Source organism: Pseudomonas sp. HC1(2025) (genome assembly GCF_058742075.1).
The window spans coordinates 5246409-5273403 of record NZ_CP196017.1; the positions used below are offsets into that span (position 1 = coordinate 5246409).

A 26995-nucleotide genomic window follows, 5' to 3' on the forward strand; every position below is an offset into this window, starting at 1 on the left:
ATTGACTGAAAGTCTGCTATCGCAGGCAAGCCAGCTCCCACACAAGCCAGCTCCTACCGTGACCGCGTTTTGAATCAATCCAGCGTCGAGCCGCTGACCGGCAGACCACGCTCCGGGAAAAACAGGCGCTGCAACTCAGCCCCAGGATTCTCCGCACGCATAAAGGTCTCGCCAACCAGGAACGAGTAGACGTCGCTGATTTCCATCAGCTCCACATCCGCACGATTGACGATACCGCTCTCGGTAATCACCAGGCGGTCGCGGGGAATGCGCGGCAGCAAGTCCAGCGTGGTTTCGAGGCTGACCTCAAAGGTGTGCAGGTTGCGGTTGTTGACCCCCACCAAGCGTGTGTCGAGGGTTTTCAGCGCGCGTTCCAGTTCGTCACCGTCGTGGACCTCGACCAATACATCCAGGCCCACGCCCTTGGCAACTGCCGCCAGTTCGGCCATCTGCACGTCGTCCAGCGCCGAAACAATCAACAGCACGCAATCGGCGCCCAACGCCCGGGCCTCGACGATCTGGTACGGGTCGATCATGAAGTCCTTGCGGATCACCGGCAACTTGCACGCGGCGCGGGCTTGTTGCAGGTAAGCGTCGGAGCCCTGGAAGTAGTCGATATCGGTCAACACCGAAAGGCAGGTCGCCCCGCCTTTCTCATAGCTGGCAGCAATCTCTGCTGGCACGAAGTGCTCGCGGATCACGCCTTTGCTCGGCGAGGCCTTTTTGATCTCGGCGATCACCGCTGGCTGCTTGAGCTTGGCCTGGGTGATCAGGGCATTGGCGAAGCCGCGCGGTGCATCGGCGCTTTTCGCCAGGCCTTCCAGCTCGGCCAGGCTCACGCGGGCGCGGCGCTCGGCGACTTCTTCAGCTTTACGGGCGAGGATGTTTTCCAGGACTGTTGGCACGCTCATCCTTCATTCTCCATTTTGAATACGGCCGTGAATGCTCCCAGCTCTTCGAGCTTTTCGCGAGCCAGACCCGTATGCAGCGCATCGTGGGCCAAGGCGACACCTTCTGTAAGACTATAGGCGTGATCGGCTGCGTAAAGTGCCGCGCCAGCATTCAGAACAATCATCTCTGCCGCTTTCTGACCGTTTTCAGTCTTGCGACGCCCCAGGGCATCGCGAATCAATTCCAGGGAAGCGGCCGGGCTTTCCACCGCCAGGCCGTGCAGGCTCTGGCTCTTCATGCCCAGATCCTCTGGCTCGACCCAATATTCAGTGACCTGATCGTTCTTCAGTTCCGCCACAAAGGTCGGCGCCGCAAGACTGAATTCGTCCAGGCCATCCTTGGAGTGCACCACCAGCACATGCTTGCTACCCAGGCGCTGCAGGACTTCGGCCAATGGCCGGCACAGTGCCTGGCTGAACACGCCCACCACCTGATGTTTCACACCGGCCGGATTCGTAAGCGGGCCAAGCATGTTGAACAGGGTACGCAGGCCAAGGTCCTTGCGCGGTCCGGCGGCGTGTTTCATCGCACCATGGTGGGACTGGGCAAACATAAAGCCGATGCCAACGTTGTCGATGCAGCGCGCCACCTGAACCGGGGTCAGGTTCAGGTAGATACCTGCTGCCTCCAGCAGGTCGGCACTGCCGCTCTTGCCGGATACAGCACGGTTGCCGTGCTTGGCCACGGTGCAACCGGCAGCCGCCACCACGAAGGAGGAGGCGGTCGAGACGTTGAAAATATTCGCACCATCGCCGCCGGTGCCGACCACATCGACCACGCCGTCGAGGGTCTTGAGTTCGACCTTGTCCGCCAACTCGCGCATCACCGAGACGGCGCCGACGATTTCGTCGATGCTCTCGCTCTTCATACGCATGGCCATCATAAAGGCGCCAATCTGCGCATCGGTGCATTGACCGGTCATGATTTCGCGCATCACATCGCTCATTTCAGCGGTGCTCAGGTCCAGATGGCCGACGATACGGCTCAGGGCAGTCTTGATATCCATGGAAAGTCCTTAGCGCGTGCCGCCGCTCTGCTTGAGAAAGTTGGCGAACAGCTCGTAGCCCTGCTCGGTCAGAATCGATTCAGGGTGAAATTGCACCCCTTCGACATTCAGTGTCTTGTGCCGCAGGCCCATGATCTCGTCGACCGAGCCGTCTTCCAACTGGGTCCAGGCCGTCAGCTCCAGGCACTCGGGCAAGGTTTCGCGCTTGACCACCAACGAGTGGTAGCGGGTCACCGTCACCGGCAGGTTCAGGCCCTGGAACACGCCCTGATCATTATGGAACACCGGGCTGGTCTTGCCGTGCATCACCTGGCGGGCGCGCACTACGTCGCCGCCGAACGCCTGGCCGATGGACTGGTGGCCCAGGCAAACCCCGAGGATCGGCAGCTTGCCGGCGAAAAACTGGATGGCTTCCAGGGAGATACCCGCCTCGGTCGGCGTGCACGGGCCAGGGGAAACCACAATGCGCTCAGGGTTCAGGGCAGCAATCTGTGCCACGGTCATTTCATCGTTGCGCACCACCTTGACGTCGGCACCGAGCTCGCCCAGGTATTGCACAACGTTGTAGGTAAAGGAGTCGTAGTTATCAATCATCAGCAACATGTGGGTTCAAACCTCTTGAATTCACTGATTTCGAATGACCGCCTTCCAAGAGAGTGACCCGCTGCCAGACGCACTTTCCGGTTGCCGGGGTCAGCCGGCAAGGGGCGTCGAACAAAGGGTGAAGAAGGCAAATCGGTACAGGTCCGGCCGGGCCGGCAGAGAAAATTCAGGCGCGCCAACGCCAACGGGCGTGTGCCTTGACTACTCGCATCAAGAGTTTGCTGATGATCAACACGGGGAGGGTCTCATTCATACGTTCCCGCACAGTAACGTAGCCTCGCCAGCGGTGCAATATGGAGCAGCAAATACGGGGGGCATGACAAAGGGTTTGTAGGAAAAAAACGATTTTCCTCACAGGCAACTCCCACTACATTGCTAGTGTTTCACTTCCGATACAAAAACAATCACATGGAATTGCGTATGCTCAGACCATCTTTTGTTGCGCCCCTTGCCGGCTGCCTCCTGGCGCTGGCCTGCGCGCAGGCGTTTGCAGCCCCTTCACCTTATTCAACCATGGTCGTTTTCGGCGATAGCCTGGCGGACGCGGGCCAGTTTCCCGATGGTCTGTCCGGTGCCACCCTGCGTTTTACCAACCGTACCGGTCCCACATTCCAGGGCGACTACGGCCTGGTTTCCTCGACCCTGCTGGGCTCCAAACTAGGCGTGGCAGCGAACGACCTGAATGCCTCCACCTCGCCGGTTCGCGCGGCCCAAGGCTTGCCTGATGGCAACAACTGGGCGGTCGGCGGCTACCGTACCGACAACATCCTGGATTCCATCACCTCGCTATCCAACACGGCGATCCCTCCGGGCAATGCGGGCGCCGGCACGGTGTTGCGCAGCCGCCAGGGGTATCTGCCGGCAAACGGCGGACGCGCCGACCCCAACGCCCTGTATTTTCTGTCCGGTGGCGGCAATGACTTCCTGCAACAGCGCGTCCTCAGTCCAGGCCAAGCCGTTGCCGCAGGCGGGCGCCTGGCCGACAGTGCCCAGGCCCTGCAACAAGCCGGCGCGCGCTACATCATGGTGTGGATGCTGCCCGACCTGGGACTGACACCCGCCATCAACGGCACGCCGCAGCAAGCTGCGACGTCCGCCCTGAGTAATATTTTCAACCAGGCATTGGTACAGCGCCTGTCGCAGATCGATGCCCAGATCATCCCGTTGAATATTCCACTGCTGTTGCAGGAATCCTTCGCCGACCCTGGCCGATTTGGCCTGGCGACCGGGCAGAACCTTACCGGCACCTGCTTCAGTGGCAACAGCTGCACCGCCAACCCGACCTATGGCATCGGCGGCACCAACCCGGACCCGACCAAACTGATCTACAACGACTCGGTCCACCCCACCGTCGCCGGGCAACGCTTGATCGCCGACTATGCCTATTCGCTGCTCGCCGCCCCCTGGGAGCTGACGCTGTTACCGGAAATGGCCCACGGCACCCTGCGCGCCCACCAGGATGAATTGCGCAACCAATGGCAGGCGGACAACGGCAACTGGCAGGCCGTGGGCCAATGGCGCGCAATTGTCGCCGGTGGTGGCCAGCGCCTGGACTTCGACGGTCAAGGCAGCTCCGCCAGTGGCGACGGCAGTGGCTACAACCTGAATGTCGGCACCAGCTATCGCCTCGACGACAGTTGGCGCGTAGGCGTGGCGGCCGGGCTATATCGCCAGACGCTCGAAGCCGGCGCCAGCGACTCGGACTACAAGCTCAACAGCTACATGGGCAGCGCATTCGCCCAGTATCAGCACAACCACTGGTGGGCCGATGCCGCGTTGACCGGCGGCCGGCTGGACTTCGACAGCCTCAAGCGCAAGTTCGCCCTGGGCGTCAGCGAAAGCTCGGAAAAAGGTGACACCGACGGCTGGCTCTGGGCCTTGAGTGGTCGCGTGGGCTACGACATTGCCGGCGTCGGCAGCGATTGGCACCTGTCGCCGTTCATCAGCGCCGACTATGCGCGAGTCGAAGTCGATGGCTACGGGGAAAAAGGCAACCGCTTCACCGCGCTGACCTTTGATGATCAGCAACGCGACTCCAGGCGCCTGGGCGTTGGCCTGCAGGGTAGCTACCGCGTCACTCCGCAAACCCAGGTTTTTGGCGAAGTGGCTCACGAGCATGAGTTCGAGAATGACACCCAAAAGGTGAACATTTCGCTCAACAGCGTGCAGGGGATCGATTTCAAGCTGGACGGCTACACCCCTCGCAGCAACTCCGATCGCCTGAGCCTCGGGGTCAGCCACAAGCTCACCCAGGAGTTGGCCCTGCGCGCGGCGTATAACGTGAGGAAGGATGACAGCCTGACCCAGCAAGGGGTCAGTGTCGGGGTGAGCCTGGATTTCTAAACCGGTCGGAAGAACAACATAAAACTAATGTGGGAGCGGCAAGTCGAATCGTCGCACCGCCGCTCCCACACAAGCCCAATCCCACATTTAGATCGGGATCGACCGTCAGTCTTGCGGCGTCTGCTCAGCCAACGCCACCGCACGGAACATCGCTCGGCGCTTGTTCAGGGTTTCTTCCCACTCAAGGGCCGGCACCGAGTCGGCCACGATCCCGCCGCCCGCCTGGACGTGCAGTTCGCCGTCCTTGATCACCGCCGTGCGGATTGCAATGGCGGTGTCCATGTTGCCATTCCACGCGAAATAACCCACGGCGCCGCCGTAGACACCACGCTTGACCGGCTCCAGTTCGTCGATGATTTCCATCGCGCGAATTTTCGGTGCGCCAGACAAGGTGCCCGCCGGCAGAATTGCGCGCAGCGCGTCCATGGCCGTCAGGCCGGCCTTCAGCTCGCCGGTGACGTTGGACACAATGTGCATCACGTTGGAGTAACGCTCGATCACCATTTTTTCGGTGAGCTTCACCGAGCCGATTTCCGAAACGCGCCCGGTGTCGTTACGCCCAAGATCGATGAGCATCAAGTGCTCGGCGATTTCCTTGTCGTCCGACAGCAGGTCTTCTTCGAGCGCCAGGTCGGCCTCTTCGGTCGCGCCACGAGGGCGCGTACCGGCAATCGGGCGCACGGTGATCAGGTTGTCTTCGACGCGCACCAGTACTTCCGGCGAACTGCCCACCACGTGGAAGTCACCAAAGTTGAAGAAGTACATGTACGGCGTCGGGTTGAAGCAACGCAGGGCCCGGTACAAGTCGATGGGCGCCGCCTTGAAGTCGATGGACATACGCTGCGACGGCACCACTTGCATGCAGTCACCGGCGAGGATGTACTCCTTGATGGTATCGACCGCGCGCTCGTAGTCATCCTGGGTAAAGCTGGAACGGAACACCGGATCGGCCGCCGGTGGACGGCTGAGGTCCAGGCCGCGACGCGGGGTGATCGGCTGGCGCAGCTTGTCCAGCAGGGCTTCGAGGCTGGCCTGGCCTTGCTCGAACGCGTCGGCCTGGGCCGGGTCGGCGAGGACGATCGCGTGCATCTTGCCGGCCAGGTTGTCGAACACTACCACCGCGTCGGAAACCATCAGCAGGATGTCCGGCACGCCCAACGGATCAGGGTTCGGGCATTTGCCCAGGCGCTGCTCTACATAGCGCACGCAATCGTAGCCGAAATACCCCACCAGGCCGCCATTGAAACGCGGCAGGCCAGGGATGGTCGGCACGTTGTAGCGCGCCTTGAAGGCTTCGACGAAGGCCAGCGGGTCTTGCACATCGTGGCTTTCGATCTCGATGCCGTCATGGGTGATGCTGACGTGATGGTCATGCACCCGCAGGACCGTGCGGCACGGCAGGCCGATGATCGAATACCGGCCCCACTTCTCGCCGCCCTGTACCGATTCCAACAGATAGGAATTGGGCTCATCGGCCAGTTTCAGGTAGATCGAAAGCGGTGTATCGAAGTCAGCCAGGGTTTCCCGGGCCATGGGGATGCGGTTGTAGCCGGCAGCGGCCAAACGCAGGAATTCTTCGCGGATCATGAGGTGCCTCGTGGCGTGAGGGTCTAACAGTCAGGTATGCAAACGTGCCGCAGCGCGGCCAGGATCAGTCAGGCGCGCCAACGCCAGCGGGCCAGGGCCTTGATGACTTTCATCCAGAGTTTGCGAGTGACCACCACGATGGGATTTCCAGAAGGGGATGGGACAGCGTCGGGCAACGTTATCTCAGCGCCCGCTCCCAAGCAACCGGGGATTAGCAGTCTCAGGTCATCAATGACCAGCGCTGGCGACTCTTCGGCGATCGGCCGGCCATGGTTGTAGCCGTAGCTCAAGGCCACGCACTTGACCCCCGCCGCTTTCGCCGCCAGCACATCACTGCGCGAGTCGCCGACAAACAGCGACTGGGAAGCCGGGATATTGGCCATTTTCATCACAAAGAACAGCGCAGCCGGGTCGGGCTTTTTCTGCGGCAGGGTATCGCCGCCGATGATCCAGCGGAAATACCGGCCGATCTTCATCTGGTCCAGCAGCGGCGCGACAAAGCGCTCCGGCTTGTTGGTGATCAGGGCCATTTCCACGCCCTGCTTGTGCAGCCACTTGAGGGTGTCGCGCACGCCGGGGTAAACCACGGTCAGTTCGTGGCCGTCTTCGTAGGCCGCATTGAACAGTTCCAGCGCGTGCTCGGCTTCCACGTCATCGACGCCCTCGGCGTCGATATGGTTGGCCAAGGCACGGCGCACCAGCACCTGCACGCCGTTGCCGACCCAGTCGCGCACCGACTCGATACCGACCGGTTTGCGCCCCAGCTTGAGCAACATGTGATCCACCGCAGCCGCCAGGTCCGGCACCGAGTCGACCAGGGTGCCGTCCAGATCGAACATCACCAGCCGCGGCAATTGACCGGGGAACAGCTGCTCAAAACCGCTCATGGACGCGCCAGCGCCAGTTCTGCACGCATTTTGGCGATCACTTCCTGGTAGTCAGGGGTGTTGAAGATCGCCGAGCCGGCGACGAAGGTATCGGCGCCAGCCGCCGCGATGTCACGGATGTTGCTGACGTTGACCCCACCGTCGATCTCCAGGCGGATATCGCGGCCAGAGGCATCGATCAGCGCACGGGCTTCACGCAGTTTGTCGAGGGTGCCGGGGATGAACTTCTGCCCGCCAAACCCTGGGTTGACGCTCATCAGCAAGACCATGTCGACCTTGTCCATCACGTACTTGAGCGTGTCCAGCGGAGTCGCCGGGTTGAACACCAGCCCGGCCTTGCAGCCGCCTTCGCGGATCAGTTGCAGGGAACGGTCGATGTGCAGCGTGGCTTCCGGGTGGAAGGTGATGTAGGTCGCACCGGCTTCGATGAAGTCGCCGATGATGCGGTCCACCGGGCTGACCATCAGGTGCACATCGATGGGCGCGGTCACGCCGTACTTGCGCAGCGCCGCGCATACCATCGGGCCGATGGTCAGGTTCGGCACATAGTGGTTGTCCATGACATCGAAGTGTACGAAGTCGGCACCGGCGGCCAACACGTTGTCCACTTCTTCACCCAGGCGGGCGAAGTCGGCGGAGAGGATCGATGGAGCAATAACGAAGGGCTGCATGACGCACCTTTTCTGAGCTAAATCACGATGGCGCGCATTGTATACCTCATGCTTTGCTGCGCGCACCGTGACCTGACTCAATGGTTAGTAGGCGGCGCGGTAGATTTTCTCGATATCCGCCGCGCTCAGCTTGCGTGGGTTGTTGCGCATCAGGCGCTCGATTCCCGCCGCCTCTACCGCCATGGCCGGGATCGCATCCTCGGGCACGCCAAAGCTGCGCAGGCCGGAAGGGATCTCCACTGCGGCACACAGTCGCGTCATGGCCGCCACGGCCTGGTCCGCCGCATCGTTGACGCTCAAGCCCGTGACGTTCACCCCCATGGCCTGGGCGATATCCTGCATGCGCTCGACACAGGCCAGTTTGTTCCAGTGCATCACGTAAGGCAGCAGCAATGCGTTGCTCACCCCGTGGGCAATATTGAAACGCCCGCCCAACGGGTAGGCCAACGCATGCACCGCGCCCACCCCGGCATTGCCGAAGGCCATGCCGGCCATCAGGCTGGCGGTGGCCATATCGTCACGCGCCTGCAGGTTGGAAGGGTTGGCGTAGGCCTTGGGCAAGGCCTTGGCGATCAACTTGATCGCCCCGATAGCCAGGGCATCGGTGATCGGCGAAGCGTTCAGCGACAGATACGACTCGATGGCATGCACCAGGGCATCCACACCACTGGCCGCCGTGACACTGCGCGGGCAGGTCAGGGTCATTTGCGGGCTGATCAGCGCAACGTCCGGCAGCAGGTAGTCGCTGACGATGCCTTTTTTCAATTGCGCGGCCTTGTCCGAGAGAATCGCCACATTAGTCACCTCCGACCCGGTGCCGGCCGTAGTGGGAATGGCGATCAGCGGCGGGCCCTTGCGCGGCACCTGGTCCACCCCGAACAAATCCGCCAGGGCGCCGTGATACCCGGCATAGGCGGCGACGCTCTTGGCAATATCGATGGCACTGCCGCCGCCCACACCGATCAGGCCGTCATGCCCGCCTTCGCGGTACACCTGCATGCAGTCTTCGACGATGGCGATCTCCGGGTCGGGCAGTACCCGGTCGAAAATCTCAAAGGGGCGATCCCCCAACTGCGCCAACGCCAATTGCACCGTGCCGGACTTGACCAGTGCGGCATCGGTGACGATCAGCGGGTTATCGACATCCAGCCGGGTCAGCTCGGCGGCCAATTGCTCGATGGCACCTGGGCCGGTGAGCAATTTATGGGCGATCTTGAATGAGGAGATACTCATGTGCGCGGCCTCTTATAAAGTTGGGGGCTGGCACAAGAATAGCTGGGGAATGTGGGTTGTCTGCCATTCAGCGGCTGAATGGCCAGATCATTCAAAGCGAACCCGGTCAATGTAGGAGCTGGCTTGCCTGCGATGGCCTCGTACCGAGTCGAGGCCATCGCAGGCAAGCCAGCTCCTACAGATGATAGGGTTTCAGCAGTCAGACCTGTGCCGTACGCAGTTTTTCGCTGCGCCCACGCAGCCATTCCAGGGTCAGCAACAGCACCACCGAGAAGGCAATCAGCAGAGTCGCCGCTGCGGCAATGGTCGGGCTGAGGTTTTCGCGGATGCCGCTGAACATCTGCCGAGGCAAGGTGGCCTGCTCGGGCCCGGCGAGGAACAGCGTTACCACCACCTCATCGAACGAGGTGGCAAAGGCAAACAGCGCCCCGGAAATCACCCCCGGCGCAATCAGCGGCAGCGTCACCCGGCGAAACGCGGTCAGCGGCGATGCCCCCAGGCTGGCCGCTGCCCGCACCAGGTTATGGTTGAAGCCCTGCAACGTTGCCGACACGGTGATGATCACAAAGGGCACGCCCAGTACCGCATGCACCACGATCAGTGAAAAGAAGCTGTTGCCCAGCCCCAGCGGAGCGAAGAACAGGTAACTCGCCACGCCGATAATCACCACCGGCACCACCATCGGCGAAATCACCAGGGCCATCACCAGCGCCTTGCCGGGAAAATGCCCACGGGTCAGGCCGATGGCAGCCAATGTACCGAACACCATCGCCAGCACCGTGGCCGCCGGGGCGACGATGATGCTGTTTTTCAGGGCACGCATCCATTCCGCCGAGGCGAAGAAGTCCTGGTACCAGTGCAGCGAAAACCCCTGCAGCGGGTACACCAGGAAACTCCCCGAGTTGAATGACAGCGGGATGATCACCAGCACCGGCAGGATCAGGAACAACAGGATCAGGCCGCAGAGGATCCGCAAGCTGTAGAACCACACCCGCTCGATGGGTGACATATAAGGACTGCTGGACATGTCAGGCGCTCCTCAGCTCAGGCGCAGGCGGCTGGCGCCCACCAGCCAGTTGTAGATCAGGTACAGCACCACGGTCGCCAGCAGCAGCAAGCCGCCCAGCGCAGTGGCCATGCCCCAGTTGATGCTGGTGTTGGTGTAGAACGCCACGAAGTAGCTGACCATCTGGTCGTTAGGGCTGCCCAGCAGGGCCGGGGTAATGTAATAGCCAATCGCCAGGATAAACACCAACAGGCAGCCGGCACCGACGCCCGCGTAGGTCTGTGGGAAGTACACCCGCCAGAAACTGGCAAAGGGGTGACAGCCCAGCGAAATCGCCGCACGCATATAGGTCGGCGAAATACCCTTCATCACGCTGTAGATCGGCAAAATCATGAACGGCAACAGGATATGCACCATGGAGATGTAGACCCCAAGCCGGTTGAACACCAGCTCCAGGGGCTTATCGATAATGCCCAGGCTCATCAGCGCACCGTTGATCAAGCCGCCGGACTGCAGCAACACAATCCACGCGGCGACACGCACCAGTACCGAGGTCCAGAAGGGCAGCAGCACCAGGATCATCAACAGGTTGCTTTGCCGCGCCGGCAGGTTGGCCAGCAAGTACGCCAGCGGATAGGCCAGCAGCAGGCAACACACGGTAATCACCAGGCCCATCCAGAAGGTGCGGGCGAAGATATCGAGGTAGATCGCCTGGTCCGGGGTGGCCGGCGCGACTTCACCGAGGTCGTCGATCCGATGATCGACGGCCGCCAGCAGGTAATAAGGCGTAAGGCTGCTGGTGTTGCGGCGGATTGCCTGCCAGTACGCGGGGTCGCCCCAGCGTTCGTCGAGGTTTTCCAGCGCTTCTTTATAAGAGGCCGGCACTTCGCTAAACGGCAGCGCCCGCGCAGTTTTGGTCAACAGGCTGCGATAGCCCGCCAGTTCCATGTTCAGGCGCTTGGACAGGTCGCCCAAGGTCTGGTTTTTACGGGCTTCGCCCAGGTCCTCGCTGATAGCCTGATACACCGGCTCGTCGGGCAAGCCGCGACCATCCCAGGCGGTCACCGCCACCACGGTACGCGGCAAGCCGGCGACCACTTCCGGGTTACCGACGCTTTTGTAGAGCAACGCAACGATGGGCACCAGGAACACCAGCAGCAAAAACACCACCAGCGGCGCGATCAAGGCCTGGGCCTTCCAGCGGTTAAGCCGCTCGGCACGGGCCAGGCGCTGTTTCAAGCTGGGGGTGGTGACCTCGTTCGAGGGAACGGCGATGGCCATGGCAAACTCCGGAAAATCTACAGTTGAGACCCGTGTTAAAGGCCCCTTGTGGGAGCCGGGCTTGCCCGCGATGGCAGCGCCTCGGTGTGTCACGTCTACCGAGGTGATGCCATCGCAGGCAAGCCAGCTTCTACAGGGGTTTAGCGGTGGGGCTTATTACTTGGCAGCCCAGGAATTGAAGCGCTGCTCCAACTGCTCGCCGTTATCCGCCCAGAAGCTCACATCGATCTGCACCTGGTTGGCGATGTTTTCCGGGGTGGTCGGCATATCCTTGAGGATGTCCTTGGCCAGCAACGGTACGGCCTGGGTATTGGCTGGGCCGTAGGCGATGTTTTCCGAATAGGTTTTCTGCTGTTGCGGTGCGACGGAGAAGGCGATGAATTTCTTCGCCGCCTCGGCGCGTTCCTTGCCCAGGCCCTTGGGGATCGCCCAGGCATCAAAATCGTAGATGCCGCCGTTCCACACCACTTTCAGGTTGCTCTCTTTCTGCACGGCAGCGATCCGGCCGTTGTAGGCCGAACTCATCACCACATCACCCGAGGCCAGGTACTGCGGCGGCTGGGCGCCGGCTTCCCACCATTGGATCGACGGCTTGAGCTCATCGAGTTTCTTGAAGGCACGGTCTTGGCCATCTTTGCTGGCCAGCACTTTGTAGACATCCTTGGGCGCTACACCGTCAGCCATCAGGGCAAATTCCAGGGTGTATTTGGCGCCTTTGCGCAGTCCACGCTTGCCGGGGAATTTCTGGGTGTCCCAGAAATCCACCCAGCCGCCTGGTGGCGCCTTGAGCTTGTCGGCGTTGTAGGCCAGCACGGTGGACCACACGAAGAAACCCACGCCGCAGGGCTGGATCGCGCCTTTTACGTAATCTTGCGTGTTGCCAAACAGTGCAGGGTCCAGCGGCTCGAACATGTCTTCGTCACAGCCGCGGGACAGCTCCGGCGATTCGACTTCCACCAGGTCCCAGGACACGCTCTTGGTGTCGACCATGGCTTTGACCTTGGCCATCTCGCCGTTGTACTCGCCGGCGATGATCTTGCCGTGGCCCGCGCTTTCCCACGGCGCATAGAAGGCCTTGACCTGGGCCGCCTTGTTCGCGCCGCCAAACGACACCACCGTCAGGTCAGGACCAGCCATGACCTGTGAAGCACCCGCCAGGCCAATGGCCAGGGCGGTCAATTTCAGGGATCTCAACATTTATTGTTCTCTCCACGTGCAGGGTTGGATGAAGCCAAGGGGGCGATCAGTTCGCCTCTAGAAGTGGGTCGAGTGCGCGAACGTGCTCGACTTGCCAGCCAATCGGAACCACATCGCCGACCGTCAGCGCCCGGTCCAGCTCGGCGATCGGTTGTTTCACAAAGAAATCAGCCTTGCCGCAGACTTCCAGGCGCACACGCACGTGGTCGCCCAGGTAGATAAATTCGGCCACCCGACCCGAGAAGCGATTGCTGCAGCTTTCGCTGGAACCGTTGAGGCTGACCCGCTCCGGGCGCACCGACAGCGTCACCGGCCCCCCGATCTGCCCGACATTCACCGCCAGCGCCTCGACCTTCTCGCCCCGCGCCAGCTCGACCACGCAGCGCTCGCCGGTGTGGCTGTGCAGGCGGCCGTTAAGGCGGTTGTTCTCGCCGATGAAGTTGGCGACGAAGGTGTTTTTCGGCTCTTCATACAAGGTGCGCGGCGGTGCGATCTGCTGGATCTCGCCCTGGTGGAACACCGCCACCCGGTCGGACATGGTCAGGGCTTCACCCTGGTCGTGGGTCACGTAGACCACCGTCACGCCGAGGCGCTGGTGCAGGTGCTTGATCTCCATCTGCATGTGTTCACGCAGCTGTTTATCGAGGGCGCCGAGGGGTTCGTCCATCAGCACCAACTGCGGCTCGAACACCAGTGCGCGAGCCAGGGCCACCCGTTGTTGCTGGCCGCCGGAGAGCTGCGCCGGGTAGCGCTGGGCGAAGGCGTCGAGCTGGACCATGCTCAGCACGCGCTTGACCCGCTCGCTGACATCGGTCTTGCTCAAGCCGCGTACGGTCAGGGGGAACGCCAGGTTCTCGGCCACGGTCATGTGCGGGAACAGCGCATAGTTCTGGAACACCATGCCAATGTCGCGCTTGTGCGGCGGCACGTTATTGATGGAGCGCCCGGCCAGGAGGATTTCCCCGGCGGTCGGCGTTTCAAAGCCCGCCAGCATCATCAGGCTGGTGGTCTTGCCCGAGCCGGACGGCCCCAGCAGGGTGAGGAACTCGCCTTTGCGAATGTCCAGGTTGAGGTCTTTGACGATCAGGTTCTCGCCGTCGTAGCTCTTTTGCACACCACGAAAGCTGACCAGCACATCATTTGAATCCACCTCGCTCATACCCGCACCTTTGTGTTTTGGACTGCTGTGGAGCAAGCGTAGTCCAGGCGCCAGCCCACGAAAATCGGGGCGCAAGAGAGATTGGCATCAGCGCGGTGGAAGGTTCGGGGTAGGGATTGCCCTACACGGATGGCGGGCATGGGACAGTTGGGCTGCCAGGAGGACGTGACAAGCCGCAGGCATGGGCTGCGGGGTGCCGCCGGGGTGTCGCAAATAGATACGCCTCCCTGTAGGAGCCCGGCTTGCCGGCGATGGCGCCCTCAAGATAGCCACCACCGGCAAGCCGGGCGCCTACAGGAGTTTGTGCTCCATCGCGTACTTCACCAGTTCTGCCAGGGAGGTGATGTTGAGCTTTTGCATCAACCGCGCCTTGTGGGTGCTGATGGTCTTGCTGCTCAGGGCCAGTTGCTGGGCGATATCGTTGACGTTGGCACCCTGGGCCAAACGCTCGAACACCGAGAACTCGCGCTCGGACAACAGCGAATGCAACGGCCGGGTGTCGGTGAGGCCGACTTCGAACACCATGCGGTCCGCCAGGTCCGGGTCGATATAGCGCCCGCCCGCGGCCACCTTGCGGATCGCCGTCAGCAATAGCGCCGGATCGCTGTCCTTGGTGGCGTACCCTGCCGCGCCGACCTTCAACGCCCGGGCGGCCATTTGCGCCTCGTCATGCATCGACAACACCAGGATGGCCGGTGGGTTGTTCAGCGCGCGAATCCGCGCAATCGCCTCCAGGCCGTTGACCCCAGGCATGGAAATATCCAACAGCACCACCTCGCAAGGTGTATGGCGCAAGGCTTCCAGTAACTGCTCGCCGTTCCCCGCCTCGCCCACCACCAGCAGGTCCTTGGCCAGGCCGATCAACTGCTTGATGCCTTCACGGACGATGGTGTGGTCTTCGGCTACCAATACGCGGATCACGGCAATTTCCTCTCTCTATAGCGATTAAACGCCGACATTCAAAATGTGGGAGCAAGACCACAAGGGATCTATGGCGAATCCAACGGCACTGTAACGCTGAGGGTGGTGCCCTCCCCCAACTCGCTGTCGAGGGTCAACTGCCCGCCCATGATCAGCACCCGCTCGCGCATACCCACCAGGCCAAACGACACCGGGCGCCCCGGCGCAGGGACGAAGCCTGCGCCATCATCGCTGATGGTCAGGCGCAGATTGGCGCCCTCCACCACCAGGGTCAGCTCCACAGTATGCGCCTGGGCATGGCGCATGACATTGGTCAGCGCCTCTTGCAGGATGCGGAACAGGCCGATGGCCTTGGCGTCGCTCAATGCCGGCAGATTATCCGGCACTTGCACCAGGCAAGGGATCTGCGTGCGCGCTTCGAACCGCCGCGCCTGCCATTCGATGGCCGAGGCGATCCCGGCGTCGAGAATCGGCGGGCGCAGCGCGGTGGCCACATCACGGACCAGTTGAAACAGCTGCGCGATCAGACGCTTCATACTGTTCAGGCGCTCGTGCAGGCCGGGGTCCAATTGCGCGTAGGCCAACTCGCACATGGACGTTTCCAGCTTCAGCACCGTGAGCATTTGCCCCAGCTCATCGTGGACTTCGCGGGCGATCCGCGCTTTCTCCTCCTCGCGCACGGTCTCCAGGTGGGCCGACAGCTCGCGCAGCTGCGCCCGCGAAGCGTCCAGTTCCAATTCGATGCGCTTGCTGTCGCTGATGTCCCAAACGATCCCGTCCCAGACCACCGCGCCATCATCCAGGCGTCGCGTGACGGCCTTGATCTCGGCCCAGCGCTGCTCGCCTTGCCGAGTGAGGATGCGGCCCTGCCACGACCAGTTGCTCTCGGTGTCGATGGCCTGGTCCTGGGTCTGGTGATAACTGGCGCGATCATCCGGGTGTACCAGGCTGCGTAGCCCCACATCGCGGTGGCTGAGCACGGACGGCGAATAACCCACCAGGCGCTCGCTGCCTTCGCTGATGTAGGCAAAATCGATGGCAGCGCTCAACGGCAGGCGCTCCAGGCGAAACACCAACCCCGGCACATTGGCGGCGATGCCTTGCAGGCGCGCTTCACTTTCCTGCAACGCGGCCAAGGCCCGGCGGCGCTCGGTAACGTCGTTGAGGTACACCACCAGGTATTCGCCACCGGCAAAGCGCAGAAAACTCAAGGACACATCCGTGGGCAACAGGCTGCCATCCGCGCGCAGGCACTGGGTGGCAAAGCTCTGCGGCCCGTCTTCACTGGCCCGGGCGCGTTTCCACAGGTTCAGCCAGCGGTCCATGCTCAAATTGGGTTCGAACTCGATCAACGGGCGTTCGATCAACGCGCCCGGGCCGTAGCCGAGCATCGCTTCGGCGGCGACGTTGGCGTAGCGCACATGGCTGTCCCAATTGACCCAGAGGATGCCGACGGTGCTTTGATCGATGGAAAACTGGGTCAGGCGCAACGCTTCGGCGCCTGCGGCACGGGCAGCGCTTTCCTCGCGCGCGGCCAGCAACTGGTGCTCCAGGGCATGTTTTTGCCGACGCTGCCACACAGCAATCGCCAGGCACGCGAGCAACAACAGGCCCAGCAACAGGCTGAGGTTTTGCCAGAACCCCGGTGATTCCGACAGCCGTGGGTATTTGGCTTGCAGCCAACGGGCGTGCAATTGCTCCAGCTCACGGGCGGGAATGGCCCGCAGGCCGCTCTCGACAATGTCCGCCAAGGCCGGCCAGTCACGCCGGGTGGCCACCCGCAGCAATTGCGGCAAGCCAATATCACCCACCACCGCCAGGCTGGCGAACTCTGGCTCGACCGACAGCCGGCTCAACTGCGCCTCATCGATCACGGCATAGCGCGCCTGCTGGCTGACCAACAATTGCAGGGCCTGGCGCTCCAGGGGCACACCTTGCAGGTTTAGGTTGGGGTAATTGCTGCGCAGGTAATCAGCCACGGCGCTGGGCATGCGCACGGCGACCCTTGAGTGTTCGTCGAGTTTTTCCAGGTCCACCGCGCCGCTGCCGTCACGAATGCCGACGATGTGCTGGGGCACGCGCATATACGGGTCAGAAAACAACCACAGGCGCAGGCCAGCCGGGGTTTGCAGCAGGCCCGGCGCGAGGTCGACCGCGTCCTCACGCAAGGCGTCCTCCAACTGTTCTTGCGTGGGGAAGTTGCGCCAGCTCAGCTCGATGTTCAACGCCTTGGCCAATGCCTGCATCAGCTCGACATTGGCCCCGGACAACCGCTGCAGGCGTCGGTCGTATTGCGCGTAAGGCGCCTGCAACACCACGCCGACCCGCAGTTGCGGGTGCTGCGCCAGCCACTCGCGCTGCTGGGGGGTGAGCACCGCCGGCGCCACCACGGACGCGGGCGCAGCACTTGCCATCAAGGGAAAGCACAGATAGCCGATAACCAGCAGACAGCGAAAAATCATCATTCACATCTCACATCCAACCCATTAGGCTGCCGGGATCACTTCTGGCCGGAATTGCACTATGCCCCTGCTTCACCGTTCGACACTGCCAGCATTGTGCCTGTCGCTCCTGTTTACCAGCACCTTTTGCGTGCAGGCGGCTGACACCGCGCCGGCTGCCGCCGAAAAGCCACCGCAACGCCAGCCTCTGCTCGAGCGCAGCCAGGAGGAAGCCAGCGCCCTGGAGCGACAACTGCCGCCCCAGGAGCAGCAGCAATTGCAGGCTGGCGACGAGTCATTCCTGGCCCTGTGGAAACCGGCCAACAGCGCCGAGCCGCAAGGCGTGGTGATTATCGTCCCCGGCGCCGGGGAAACCGCTGACTGGCCGCAAGCCGTCGGGCCTTTGCGCCAGAAGCTGCCAGATGCCGAGTGGGGCAGCCTGAGTCTGTCATTGCCGGACCAGAGCCTGGACACCCTGGCGCCCCGAATCATCCAGGCCCCCGACTCGGCCGTCGACACCAGCAGCAAGGATGCCAGCACCGCCGCGCCCAAGCCGATCGAACAGGCCGCTAGCGCCGAAGCCGAAGGCACCGACCCGGCCGTGGTCCCCGGCGCGGATGAGCAGGACAAGACCGATGCGACCCGGATCTTCGCCCGCATCGATGCCGCCGTCGCCTATGCCCAGACCCAGAACGCCCGCAGCGTAGTGCTGCTGGGCCACGGCACCGGGGCCTGGTGGGCAGCGCGCTACCTGAGCGAAAAACAACCCGCGCAGGTGCAGAAATTCATTATGGTCGCGGCGCAAACGCCGATAGGCCGCCAACCGAACCTGCAACAGCTGGCGCCGACCTTGAAGCTGGCAACGGCCGATGTCTTCTACCAGGACAATGCCCAGGCCAGCAAAATGGCGCTGGAACGCAGCCAGGCGAGCAAGCGACTGAAAAATGACAACTATAAGCAGGTGTCGTTGAAGACTATCCCCGGCAACAGTTCAGCGGCCCAGGAACAGTTGTACCGGCGTATTCGCGGCTGGTTGAGCCCGCAAGGCAGCGGGACTTGACCCACCTCCCCTCGCCGCCAAGCCGGCTCCTGTAAGGTCAGCGGAAATCCCGCTGCTCACGGATCACCGTGTAGGCGCTATGCAGCTCGCGCGTACGCTCCGTAGCCTCGCGTACCTGCGCGGGGCTGGCGCCGCTGCCGGCGATCTTGTCCGGATGATGGCGACTGAGCAGTCGTCGGTAGGCACGCTTGATCACAGCCGGCTCTGTCGTGGCAGTCACCCCTAGAATCCGCAGGGCTTCCTGGTAGGTGCCACCACGAGTGGCCAGGGGCTTGCGCTCCGGCTCGTAGTCGTGGGCCAGGGCCTGGATCTGTTGCGGCGTCCACCCCAGCCACTTGCCCCAGAGGTCGATCAGGTCGCGCTCGGCGAGGCTGGCCTTGCCGTCGGCCCAGACCATGCGCCAGCAGGCACGCAGCACGCCTTCTGCGGCATGGGGCTGGGACTTGAGCACGCGCAGGTAACTGCGCACCCGATCGGTCCCCGACTTGCCCCGATTGAACGCCGCAATCGCCCGGCGCTGGGCCGGCTCGGTCATATCCAGCGCGCGCATCTCCACCCGCGCTTGCTGGATATGCCCGTCGACCACCCGCCCGTTGCTCTTGGCCAAACGGCCCAGCAACACAAACAGCAGTTCGTCGTTACGCAGCGCCGGACGGCCGCCCAGGCGCTCGCGCAGTTGCGCCCAACTGCGCAATTGCAGGCGTCGATCCAGCGCCTGGCCCAATAGCGCACCCAGCATGGCCCCCGGAATACTGGCGATGGCAAACCCCGCCCCGGCGCCGATCAAAGTCCCTGGCCACAGCATCTTACTGGCCCACAGTCAGCAGGTTTTCTACCTGCGCCAGGCGCTCCAGCGTACCGACGTCAATCCAGCGTCCATCCATGTGTTCCCCCGAGACCAAGCCTTGAGCCATCGCTGCGCGCAACAAGGGCGCTAGCTTGAAGGCACCGGCGCTGCAACCCGCAAACAGCTTGGGATGCAGCAGCGAAATGCCACTGAAGGTCAGGTTATCGGCATCGGGCGCTGCATCATGAAGCAAACCGTCCTTGATATAGAAATCGCCACCACTGGGGTGATGGGCCGGGTTGTCGACCATCACCAGGTGCGCCAGACCGCTCAAGGGCTGCTTGAGGCGGGCAAAGTCGTAGTCGGTCCAGATATCGCCATTGACCACCAGGAACGGCTCGTCTCCCAGCAGGGGCAAGGCCTGGAAAATCCCGCCACCGGTCTCCAGCGGCTCGCCTTCGGGCGAATACTGGATGCGCACGCCGTACTGCGCGCCGTCCCCCAGGTAATGCTCGATTTGCTGGCCCAGCCAGGCATGGTTGATGACGATCTCGGTGAACCCCGCTTTCGCCAGCGCCTCCAGGTGGTACTCGATCAGGCGCTTGCCACCGGCCTGGACCAGTGGTTTGGGAGTGTGCAAGGTAAGCGGACGCATCCGCTCGCCCTTGCCGGCCGCCAGGATCATGGCCTTCATACGTGGGCCTCGGCCGGTTGGCGCAGGCTCGACAGCAACTCGCCAAGGTCGGCCAGTTCCGGCCGATCGGCCAGCACCGCTTCTATATAGCCAAAGAAGCGCGGCACGTCCGCCAGGTAGCGCGGCTTGCCATCACGGTGGCAGATACGCGCGAAGATACCGATGACCTTGAGGTGCCGCTGCACCCCCATCAAGTCGCTGGCACGCAGGAAGTCTTCAAAATCCGCCTGTACCGGAATGCCCAATTGGCCAGCACGCTGCCAATAGCCGCGCTGCCATTCGCGCACCCGTGCCTGGGGCCAACTGAGGAAGGCGTCCTTGAACAGGCAGGTGATGTCGTAGGTCACGGGGCCGTAGACCGCGTCCTGGAAGTCCAGCACGCCAGGGTTCGGCACGCTGATCATCAGGTTGCGCGGCATATAGTCGCGGTGCACCAGGACCTTGGGCTGGGCCAGGGCGCTGTCGATCAACAACTGGCTGACCCGCTGCCATAGGGCCGACTGCTGCGCATCGAACTCGATGCCCAGGTGCCGGCGCACGTACCACTCGGGGAACAACTCCAGCTCCCGGCGCAACAACGGCACGTCGTAGCTGGGCAAGCCGGCGTCCATCGGCAATTGCTGGAACGCCAGCAGCGCGTCGATGGCCTCGGCAAACAATTGGTCGGCATTTTCCCCGTCAATCACATCCAGGTAGGTGTTTTTGCCCAGGTCATTGAGCAAAAGAAAGCCTTGGGACAGATCCTCAGCAAAAATTTGTGGAACATTTATTCCTGATTTAGCCAACATTCGCGCGATATCGACGAAAGGTTTGCAGTTTTCCTGGGGGGGCGGAGCGTCCATCACGACAAATGTGCGACCTGCGCCCTCCCAACGGAAGTACCGTCTGAAACTCGCGTCGCTGCTGGCCGCAGTCAATGTAGCCGGGGGTACGGGGCCCCATCCCTGGGCAAGGAAAAGCTCGGGTAACTGCTGATCGAGCCAGACTTTCAGGTGTTGCAAACGTAGATCTTGGTCGGGCATTACAAGGGTCTCCGACGGCGCTAGCCGTCAAGCGGGTCATGCTTTATTATCACGCATCTTTTTCAGACCATCGAGAGGCGTGCGGCCCACACCGCGGGCAGATGGCACGCAGGAAGCCCGGACTAATAAGATGGCATTGAAATCCCCCGCGTTTCGTAGAAAATTTCCGTTGCTGGTAACCGGCAGTCTGCTGGCCATGCAACCTTTCGCCACCTCATTCGTGGTCGCCGCGGAACAGTATGACTGCTCAGTCTCTGCTTCGGGTGCCTGGGATTGCGCGCCAAAAGCCAGCGCAGCCCCTTTGCCACCGCGTCCGGTGCATGACGGCAGTGCCGTCAGCTCGGCCAATGGCACGCCGCAAGGCGAAGCTGGCGGTGCCGAAGCCGTGCCGCAGACCAAGCTGGTCACCGAATCCAAGGGCCGTGGCCTGCGCTCGCGTAGCGCCGACTACAGCCACCTGGACTGGGTCCCTCGCGAGAAACTCACCGCCGCGCAACTGGCCGAAACCGGTCCTTATTGCGCCGGTGCGTACATCGAGCCGATCCGTCCTGGCATGAACGACAAGACGGACAAGAGCGACGCGCCGACCTTCATCGGTGCCAAGGCCTCTCGTTACGAGCAGGAAACCCAAGTCGCAACCCTGGCCGGTGACGTGGTCATGCGCCAGGGCAGCATGCAGGTCGAGGCCGACGAGGCCAGCCTGTACCAGGCCGAGAACCGTGGCGAGCTGAACGGCAAGGTGCGTCTGCGCGACAATGGCGCGCTGATCGTCGGCGACCACGCCCAGGTCCAGTTGGACACGGGTGCGGCCCAGATCGACAACGCCGAATACGTGATGCACAAATCGCGCATCCGCGGTAACGCGCTGTACGCCAAACGTGCCGAAAACGCGATCATCCGCCTCAAGGATGGTACCTACACCACCTGCGAGCCGGACAGCAACGCCTGGCAACTGCGCGGCAACAACATCACGTTGAACCCGGCCACCGGCTTCGGTACGGCGACCAACGCGACGTTGCGGGTCAAGAACATCCCGATCCTGTACACCCCGTACATCTACTTCCCGATTGACGATCGTCGTCAGTCCGGCTTCCTGCCGCCGAGCTTCAGCTCGGGTGGGGAAAGTGGCTTCACGCTGGTGACACCGTACTACTTCAACCTGGCGCCGAACTACGATGCCACGTTGTACCCGCAATACATGACCAAGCGCGGCATGTTGATGGAGGGCGAATTCCGCTACCTCACCAAGTCCAGCGAAGGTCAGTTCGGCGGCGCGTACCTGAACGATGACAGCGACGAGCGGAAGAAGCAGAGCGACTACGACAAAACCCGCTACATGATCAATTGGCAACACAAGGGTGGGCTGGATTCGCGCTTACTGACTGAGGTCGACTACACCAAGATCAGCGATCCGTTCTACTTCCAGGATTTGAAGTCCAATCAGATTGGCGTCGAGTCTCGTGAGTTCGTTAACCAGCAAGGTGCTGTTAGCTATCGCGGCGACACTTATACCGCTCAGTTGAATCTGCAAGCCTATGAACTGGCGACGATCTCGCAGATTACTCCGTATGACCGATTGCCGCAGATTACCTTCTCGGGTTCTTTGCCTTACAACCCAGGCGGGTTGCACTTTGATTATCAAACCGAGGCTGTTCGGTTTGATCGGGATCTGAGGACTGGCAACATATTCGATAAAGATGGCGGCCCCCTCCCCAATGGTCAGCCACGTCTGGACGAGAACGTAAGCGGACTGACCCGTGCCAACGGCACACGATTGAACGTAGCGCCAAGCATTTCGTTGCCGATGAACTGGAGTTACGGCTTCGTCACGCCGAGGCTCAAGTACGCCTATACCAAATACGATCTTGATCTTGACGGTAAAGGCAAAGAGCAAATGGTTGTCGCGGGACAGAAATTCAAAAGCTCCCAAGACCGCTCAATACCTATCGCCAGCGTCGATAGCGGGCTCTTCTTTGACCGCAGCACCCAGTGGTTTGGTAAAGACTATACCCAGACTCTCGAACCACGCCTGTTCTATCTCTATGTGCCAGAGAAAGATCAGTCCGATATCCCTGTGTTCGATACGAGCGAAGCCACGTTCAGCTACAACTCGCTGTTTCGCGACAACCGCTTCTCCGGCAGTGACCGGATCGGTGACGAAAACAAGCTGTCCTTGGGCGTGACCAGCCGCTGGATCGAAGAAAACGGCTTTGAACGTCAGCGCGTTTCCGTCGGTCAAGCCCTGTACTTCAAGGATCGCGAAGTACAATTACCTGGTGTCGTTGCTGCCGACCGCGCCGATTCGCAATCGGACGTCTCGCCAATCGCCCTGGACTACGAGTTCCGCTTCAACCGCGACTGGCGCGCCACCGCCGACTACAACTGGGACACAGAGGAACACTCCGCACGCTCCGGCAGCGCGATGTTCCACTACCAGCCGGAAGACAACCCTAACAAGGTTATCAACGTCGGTTACCGCTATCGCAATGACCAGGTGGTTTACGACCAGTTGACTGGCAAATGGCAGTTTGGCGGCGACTATGGTCGTGAAGGCGATGCGAACTTCGTAAAGGATTACTACAAAATCCAGCAACACGACTTCTCGATGATGTGGCCGATCGTTCCGCAGTGGAACCTGATCACCCGCTGGCAGTATGACTACGCACGCAACCGTACCCTGGAAGCCTTTGGTGGTTTCGAGTACGACAACTGCTGCTGGAAACTGCGCGTGATCAACCGTTATTGGGTTTCCAACGACGAATACACCCAGATCGCCCCGCAGAACGAAAAAGGCGACCACGGGCTCTTCCTCCAAATCGTCCTCAAAGGACTCGGCGGCCTGACTGGCGCCAAGGTAGAGAGCTTCCTCGACAAAGGCATCCAAGGTTATCGTGAACGTGAAGATCAAGCTTTCTGATTGTCTGCGCCCGCTGATGCTGGGCGCGCTGTTCTTGGGTACTGCAGCGGCACACGCTGCAGTGCAACCGTTGGACAAGGTCGTGGCCATCGTCGATAACGACGTGATCATGCAGAGCCAACTCGACCAACGGGTCAAGGAAGTTCAGCAAACCATCGCCAAGCGTGGCGGTGGCGTGCCACCGACCAGCGTCCTGGACCAGCAGGTGCTGGAACGCCTGATCGTCGAAAACCTGCAATTGCAGATTGGCGACCGTTCCGGCATCCGTATCACCGACGAAGAGCTGAACCAGGCCGTCGGCACCATCGCTCAACGCAACAACATGAGCATTGATCAGTTCCGCGCGGCCCTGGCCCATGACGGTTTGTCCTATGAGGACGCCCGTGACCAGATCCGCCGCGAAATGATCATCAGCCGTGTGCGCCAGCGCCGTGTGGCCGAACGCGTGCAGGTATCGGAGCAGGAAGTGAAGAACTTCCTGGCCTCGGACCTGGGCAAGATGCAGCTCTCCGAAGAACTGCACCTGGCCAATATCCTGATCCCGACGCCAGACAGCGCCAACGCCGAGCAGCTCAACGCCGCAGCGGCCAAGACCCAGGCGATCTATGACCGTCTCAAGGCCGGTGCTGACTTTGCGCAGATGGCCATTGCCCAGTCCGGCAGCGACAACGCCCTCGAAGGCGGTGATATGGGCTGGCGTAAAGCCGCTCAACTGCCACCACCGTTTGACCGCGAGTTGAGCGCCATGGAAGTGGGCGGCATCACCCAACCTGCGCGCACCCCTGGCGGCTTCATCATTCTGAAGTTGCTGGAGCGTCGCGGCGGTGAGGCTTCGTTGAAGGACGAAGTGCATGTCCGTCACATTCTGGTCAAGCCAAGTGAAATCCGCACCGAGGCTCAAACCAAGGAGCTGGCGCAAAAGATCTATGAGCGCATCGAAGGGGGTGAAGACTTCGCCACCCTGGCCAAAAGCTTCTCGGAAGACCCGGGTTCTGCCCTCAACGGCGGCGACCTGAGCTGGATCGACCCACGAGCCCTGGTGCCCGAGTTCCAGCAAGTCATGAACGATACGCCGCAAGGCGTGCTGTCCAAGCCGTTCAAGACCCAATATGGCTGGCACGTCCTGGAAGTCCTTGGCCGCCGCGCCACCGACAACACCACCCAGGCCCGTGAGCAGCAAGCACTGACCGTACTGCGTAACCGCAAATACGACGAAGAGCTGCAAACCTGGCTGCGTCAGATCCGTGACGAAGCCTACGTGGAAAACAAGCTCCCTGGCGCCGACACAACAGGCACCGACCAGGCAGCCCAGTGAAACCCCAGCGTTTCGCGTTGACACCCGGCGAGCCGGCCGGCATAGGTCCAGACCTGTGCCTGCTGCTCGCCGCGCAAGCCCAGCCTCATCCCCTGATTGCCATTACCAGCCGTGACCTGCTCCTTGAGCGGGCCGCGCAACTGGGCGTGGCTGTCGACTTGTTGCCCGTTTCGCCGGGCAACTGGCCCGACCAACCGGCCCCCGCGGGCAGCCTGTACGTGTGGGACACCCCGCTGCAGGCCAAGGTAGTCGCCGGGCAGCTGGACAAGGCCAACGCCGCCTTCGTCCTGGAGACCCTGACCCGCGCCGGACAAGGCTGCATCGACGGTGACTTCGCCGGGATGATCACGGCGCCGGTGCATAAAGGCGTGATCAACGAAGCCGGTATCGCCTTTTCCGGCCATACCGAGTTCCTTGCCGAGCTGACCCACACCGAACAGGTGGTGATGATGCTGGCAACCCGTGGCCTGCGCGTGGCACTGGTGACTACTCACCTGCCCTTGCGCCAGATTGCCGATGCCATCACGCCAGAGCGCCTGGAACGCGTCACGCGCATCCTGCACGCTGACCTGCAACAGAAATTCGGCATCGCCCAGCCGCGAATCCTCGTGTGCGGCCTCAACCCCCACGCGGGTGAAGGCGGCCACCTGGGCCATGAAGAAATCGACATCATCGAACCCACACTAGAGCGTCTGCGCCAAGAAGGCATGGACCTGCGTGGCCCATTGCCCGCCGACACTCTGTTTACCCCCAAATATCTGGAGCACTGCGATGCAGTGCTGGCGATGTACCATGACCAGGGGCTGCCCGTGCTGAAATACAAAGGTTTCGGCGCCGCAGTCAACGTGACCCTGGGCCTGCCGATCATCCGCACCTCCGTCGACCATGGCACCGCCCTGGACCTGGCGGGCAGCGGCAAGATCGATACCGGCAGCCTGCACGTGGCCCTGGAAACCGCCTATCAGATGGCCGAGACCCGTATATGACCGAGCATTACCAACACCGGGCGCGCAAGCGCTTCGGGCAAAACTTCCTGCACGATGCCGGCGTTATCGACCGCATCCTGCGCTCCATCCATGCCAAGCCCGAAGACCGCCTGCTGGAAATCGGCCCGGGCCAGGGCGCGCTGACCCAGGGCCTGCTCAATAGCGGTGGCCAACTGGATGTGGTTGAGTTGGACAAGGACCTGATCCCTATCCTCAACCAGCAATTCGCCGGCATGCCCAACTTCAACCTGCACCAGGGCGATGCGCTGAAGTTCGACTTCACCAGTCTCAATGCCGCGCCCAACAGCCTGCGTGTGGTTGGCAACCTGCCTTACAACATCTCCACGCCGCTGATCTTTCACCTGCTGAACAACGCAGGGATCATCCGCGACATGCATTTCATGTTGCAGAAGGAAGTGGTCGAGCGCCTGGCGGCCGGCCCTGGCGGCGGCGATTGGGGTCGCCTGTCGATCATGGTCCAGTACCACTGCCGGGTCGAGCACCTGTTCAATGTGGGTCCGGGCGCGTTCAACCCGCCGCCAAAAGTTGACTCGGCCATTGTGCGCCTGGTGCCACACGCGGTTCTTCCGCACCCGGCCAAGGATCATCGCCTGCTGGAACGAGTGGTACGCGAAGCCTTCAACCAGCGTCGCAAGACCCTGCGCAATACACTCAAGGCATTGCTGAGCAACGCCGAGATCGAAGCCGCCGGTGTCGACGGCAGCCTGCGCCCGGAGCAGTTGGACCTCGCCGCGTTTGTACGCCTGGCGGACCAGCTAGCGATTCAGCCTGCACCCGCTGCCGACTGACCCATCGCCGGCAAGCCGGTTCCTACAAGGGTGGACATCAGGTCATACAGCATGTCTGGCCTAGTGCCCACCTCATGGCCTAGACTGATCCGCATCTGCTGTCCTCCGCTTTTGCTCTT

22 protein-coding genes are annotated in these 26995 nt (G+C 61.9%); 6 read left to right on the forward strand and 16 right to left on the reverse strand.

Annotated features, from left to right (window positions below):
* Positions 1-74: 74 nt before the first annotated feature.
* The 3 genes from trpC to ACSSVH_RS23650 are packed head-to-tail and all read right to left on the reverse strand — an operon-like array spanning position 75 to position 2560.
* Positions 75-911 carry an indole-3-glycerol phosphate synthase TrpC gene (gene trpC / locus ACSSVH_RS23640; protein WP_169953828.1) on the reverse strand — a complete coding sequence of 279 codons (837 nt, stop codon included), beginning with the start codon at positions 909-911 and terminating at the stop codon, positions 75-77.
* Positions 908-1957 carry an anthranilate phosphoribosyltransferase gene (trpD, locus tag ACSSVH_RS23645; protein ID WP_032858515.1) on the reverse strand — a complete coding sequence of 350 codons (1050 nt, stop codon included), beginning with the start codon at positions 1955-1957 and terminating at the stop codon, positions 908-910. The genes trpC and trpD overlap by 4 nt, the downstream gene beginning before the upstream one ends.
* A gap of 9 nt (positions 1958-1966) precedes the next feature.
* Positions 1967-2560: an aminodeoxychorismate/anthranilate synthase component II gene (locus ACSSVH_RS23650; RefSeq protein WP_492633805.1), complete on the reverse strand. Its 594-nt coding sequence runs from the start codon at positions 2558-2560 to the stop codon at positions 1967-1969.
* 420 nt (positions 2561-2980) lie between these two features.
* Between ACSSVH_RS23650 and estP the strand changes: the two genes are divergently transcribed.
* Positions 2981-4903, forward strand: a complete 1923-nt coding sequence (gene estP / locus ACSSVH_RS23655; protein WP_492633806.1) for an esterase EstP — start codon at positions 2981-2983, stop codon at positions 4901-4903.
* Positions 4904-5008: 105 nt separating this feature from the next.
* On the opposite strand, the gene trpE is transcribed toward estP, so the two are convergent.
* From trpE to ACSSVH_RS23705, 10 genes are all read right to left on the reverse strand, one after another.
* Positions 5009-6490 (reverse strand): anthranilate synthase component I, encoded by a 1482-nt coding sequence (gene trpE / locus ACSSVH_RS23660; RefSeq protein WP_169953826.1) that lies wholly within the window; start codon positions 6488-6490, stop codon positions 5009-5011.
* Positions 6491-6558: 68 nt separating this feature from the next.
* Complete coding sequence (locus tag ACSSVH_RS23665; protein WP_169953825.1) at positions 6559-7377, reverse strand: phosphoglycolate phosphatase; 819 nt, start codon at positions 7375-7377, stop codon at positions 6559-6561.
* A complete protein-coding gene (rpe, locus tag ACSSVH_RS23670) occupies positions 7374-8048 on the reverse strand; it encodes a ribulose-phosphate 3-epimerase (RefSeq protein ID WP_169953824.1) in 675 nt (224 codons plus the stop codon). Before rpe ends, ACSSVH_RS23665 begins: the two co-directional genes overlap by 4 nt.
* Before the next feature lie 84 nt (positions 8049-8132).
* On the reverse strand, positions 8133-9281 hold the full coding sequence (locus tag ACSSVH_RS23675) for an iron-containing alcohol dehydrogenase (protein WP_169953823.1): 1149 nt from the start codon (positions 9279-9281) through the stop codon (positions 8133-8135).
* Positions 9282-9480: 199 nt separating this feature from the next.
* A complete protein-coding gene (locus ACSSVH_RS23680) occupies positions 9481-10308 on the reverse strand; it encodes an ABC transporter permease (protein WP_029296783.1) in 828 nt (275 codons plus the stop codon).
* A 12-nt stretch (positions 10309-10320) separates the two neighbouring features.
* A complete protein-coding gene (locus ACSSVH_RS23685) occupies positions 10321-11568 on the reverse strand; it encodes an ABC transporter permease (RefSeq protein ID WP_169953822.1) in 1248 nt (415 codons plus the stop codon).
* A 156-nt stretch (positions 11569-11724) separates the two neighbouring features.
* On the reverse strand, positions 11725-12765 hold the full coding sequence (locus ACSSVH_RS23690) for an ABC transporter substrate-binding protein (RefSeq protein ID WP_169953821.1): 1041 nt from the start codon (positions 12763-12765) through the stop codon (positions 11725-11727).
* 46 nt (positions 12766-12811) lie between these two features.
* Complete coding sequence (locus ACSSVH_RS23695) at positions 12812-13924, reverse strand: ABC transporter ATP-binding protein (RefSeq protein WP_492633807.1); 1113 nt, start codon at positions 13922-13924, stop codon at positions 12812-12814.
* A 291-nt stretch (positions 13925-14215) separates the two neighbouring features.
* Positions 14216-14845, reverse strand: coding sequence for a response regulator (locus ACSSVH_RS23700; RefSeq protein ID WP_169953820.1), 630 nt, complete (start codon positions 14843-14845; stop codon positions 14216-14218).
* Between the two features lie 68 nt (positions 14846-14913).
* A complete protein-coding gene (locus ACSSVH_RS23705; protein WP_492634732.1) occupies positions 14914-17307 on the reverse strand; it encodes a PAS domain-containing sensor histidine kinase in 2394 nt (797 codons plus the stop codon).
* A gap of 61 nt (positions 17308-17368) precedes the next feature.
* Between ACSSVH_RS23705 and ACSSVH_RS23710 the strand changes: the two genes are divergently transcribed.
* Positions 17369-18346, forward strand: a complete 978-nt coding sequence (locus ACSSVH_RS23710; protein WP_492633808.1) for an alpha/beta hydrolase family protein — start codon at positions 17369-17371, stop codon at positions 18344-18346.
* A 37-nt stretch (positions 18347-18383) separates the two neighbouring features.
* On the opposite strand, the gene ACSSVH_RS23715 is transcribed toward ACSSVH_RS23710, so the two are convergent.
* The 3 genes from ACSSVH_RS23715 to ACSSVH_RS23725 are packed head-to-tail and all read right to left on the reverse strand — an operon-like array spanning position 18384 to position 20849.
* Positions 18384-19151, reverse strand: a complete 768-nt coding sequence (locus tag ACSSVH_RS23715) for a DnaJ domain-containing protein (RefSeq protein WP_169953818.1) — start codon at positions 19149-19151, stop codon at positions 18384-18386.
* 1 nt (position 19152) lies between these two features.
* Positions 19153-19827 (reverse strand): N-acetylmuramate alpha-1-phosphate uridylyltransferase MurU, encoded by a 675-nt coding sequence (murU, locus tag ACSSVH_RS23720; protein ID WP_169953817.1) that lies wholly within the window; start codon positions 19825-19827, stop codon positions 19153-19155.
* Entirely contained in the window at positions 19824-20849 is a 1026-nt protein-coding gene (locus ACSSVH_RS23725; protein ID WP_170042256.1) for an aminoglycoside phosphotransferase family protein, read from the reverse strand. Before ACSSVH_RS23725 ends, murU begins: the two co-directional genes overlap by 4 nt.
* A gap of 130 nt (positions 20850-20979) precedes the next feature.
* Between ACSSVH_RS23725 and ACSSVH_RS23730 the strand changes: the two genes are divergently transcribed.
* From ACSSVH_RS23730 to rsmA, 4 genes are read left to right on the forward strand one after another with little or no spacing between them, the layout of a single operon-like run.
* Positions 20980-23766, forward strand: coding sequence for an LPS-assembly protein LptD (locus ACSSVH_RS23730; protein WP_172313552.1), 2787 nt, complete (start codon positions 20980-20982; stop codon positions 23764-23766).
* A complete protein-coding gene (locus ACSSVH_RS23735; protein ID WP_170057648.1) occupies positions 23747-25081 on the forward strand; it encodes a peptidylprolyl isomerase in 1335 nt (444 codons plus the stop codon). The genes ACSSVH_RS23730 and ACSSVH_RS23735 overlap by 20 nt, the downstream gene beginning before the upstream one ends.
* Positions 25078-26067, forward strand: coding sequence for a 4-hydroxythreonine-4-phosphate dehydrogenase PdxA (gene pdxA, locus ACSSVH_RS23740; RefSeq protein ID WP_492633809.1), 990 nt, complete (start codon positions 25078-25080; stop codon positions 26065-26067). The genes ACSSVH_RS23735 and pdxA overlap by 4 nt, the downstream gene beginning before the upstream one ends.
* Positions 26064-26876 carry a 16S rRNA (adenine(1518)-N(6)/adenine(1519)-N(6))-dimethyltransferase RsmA gene (gene rsmA / locus ACSSVH_RS23745; protein ID WP_169953812.1) on the forward strand — a complete coding sequence of 271 codons (813 nt, stop codon included), beginning with the start codon at positions 26064-26066 and terminating at the stop codon, positions 26874-26876. The genes pdxA and rsmA overlap by 4 nt, the downstream gene beginning before the upstream one ends.
* The last annotated feature ends 119 nt before the right edge of the window (positions 26877-26995 follow it).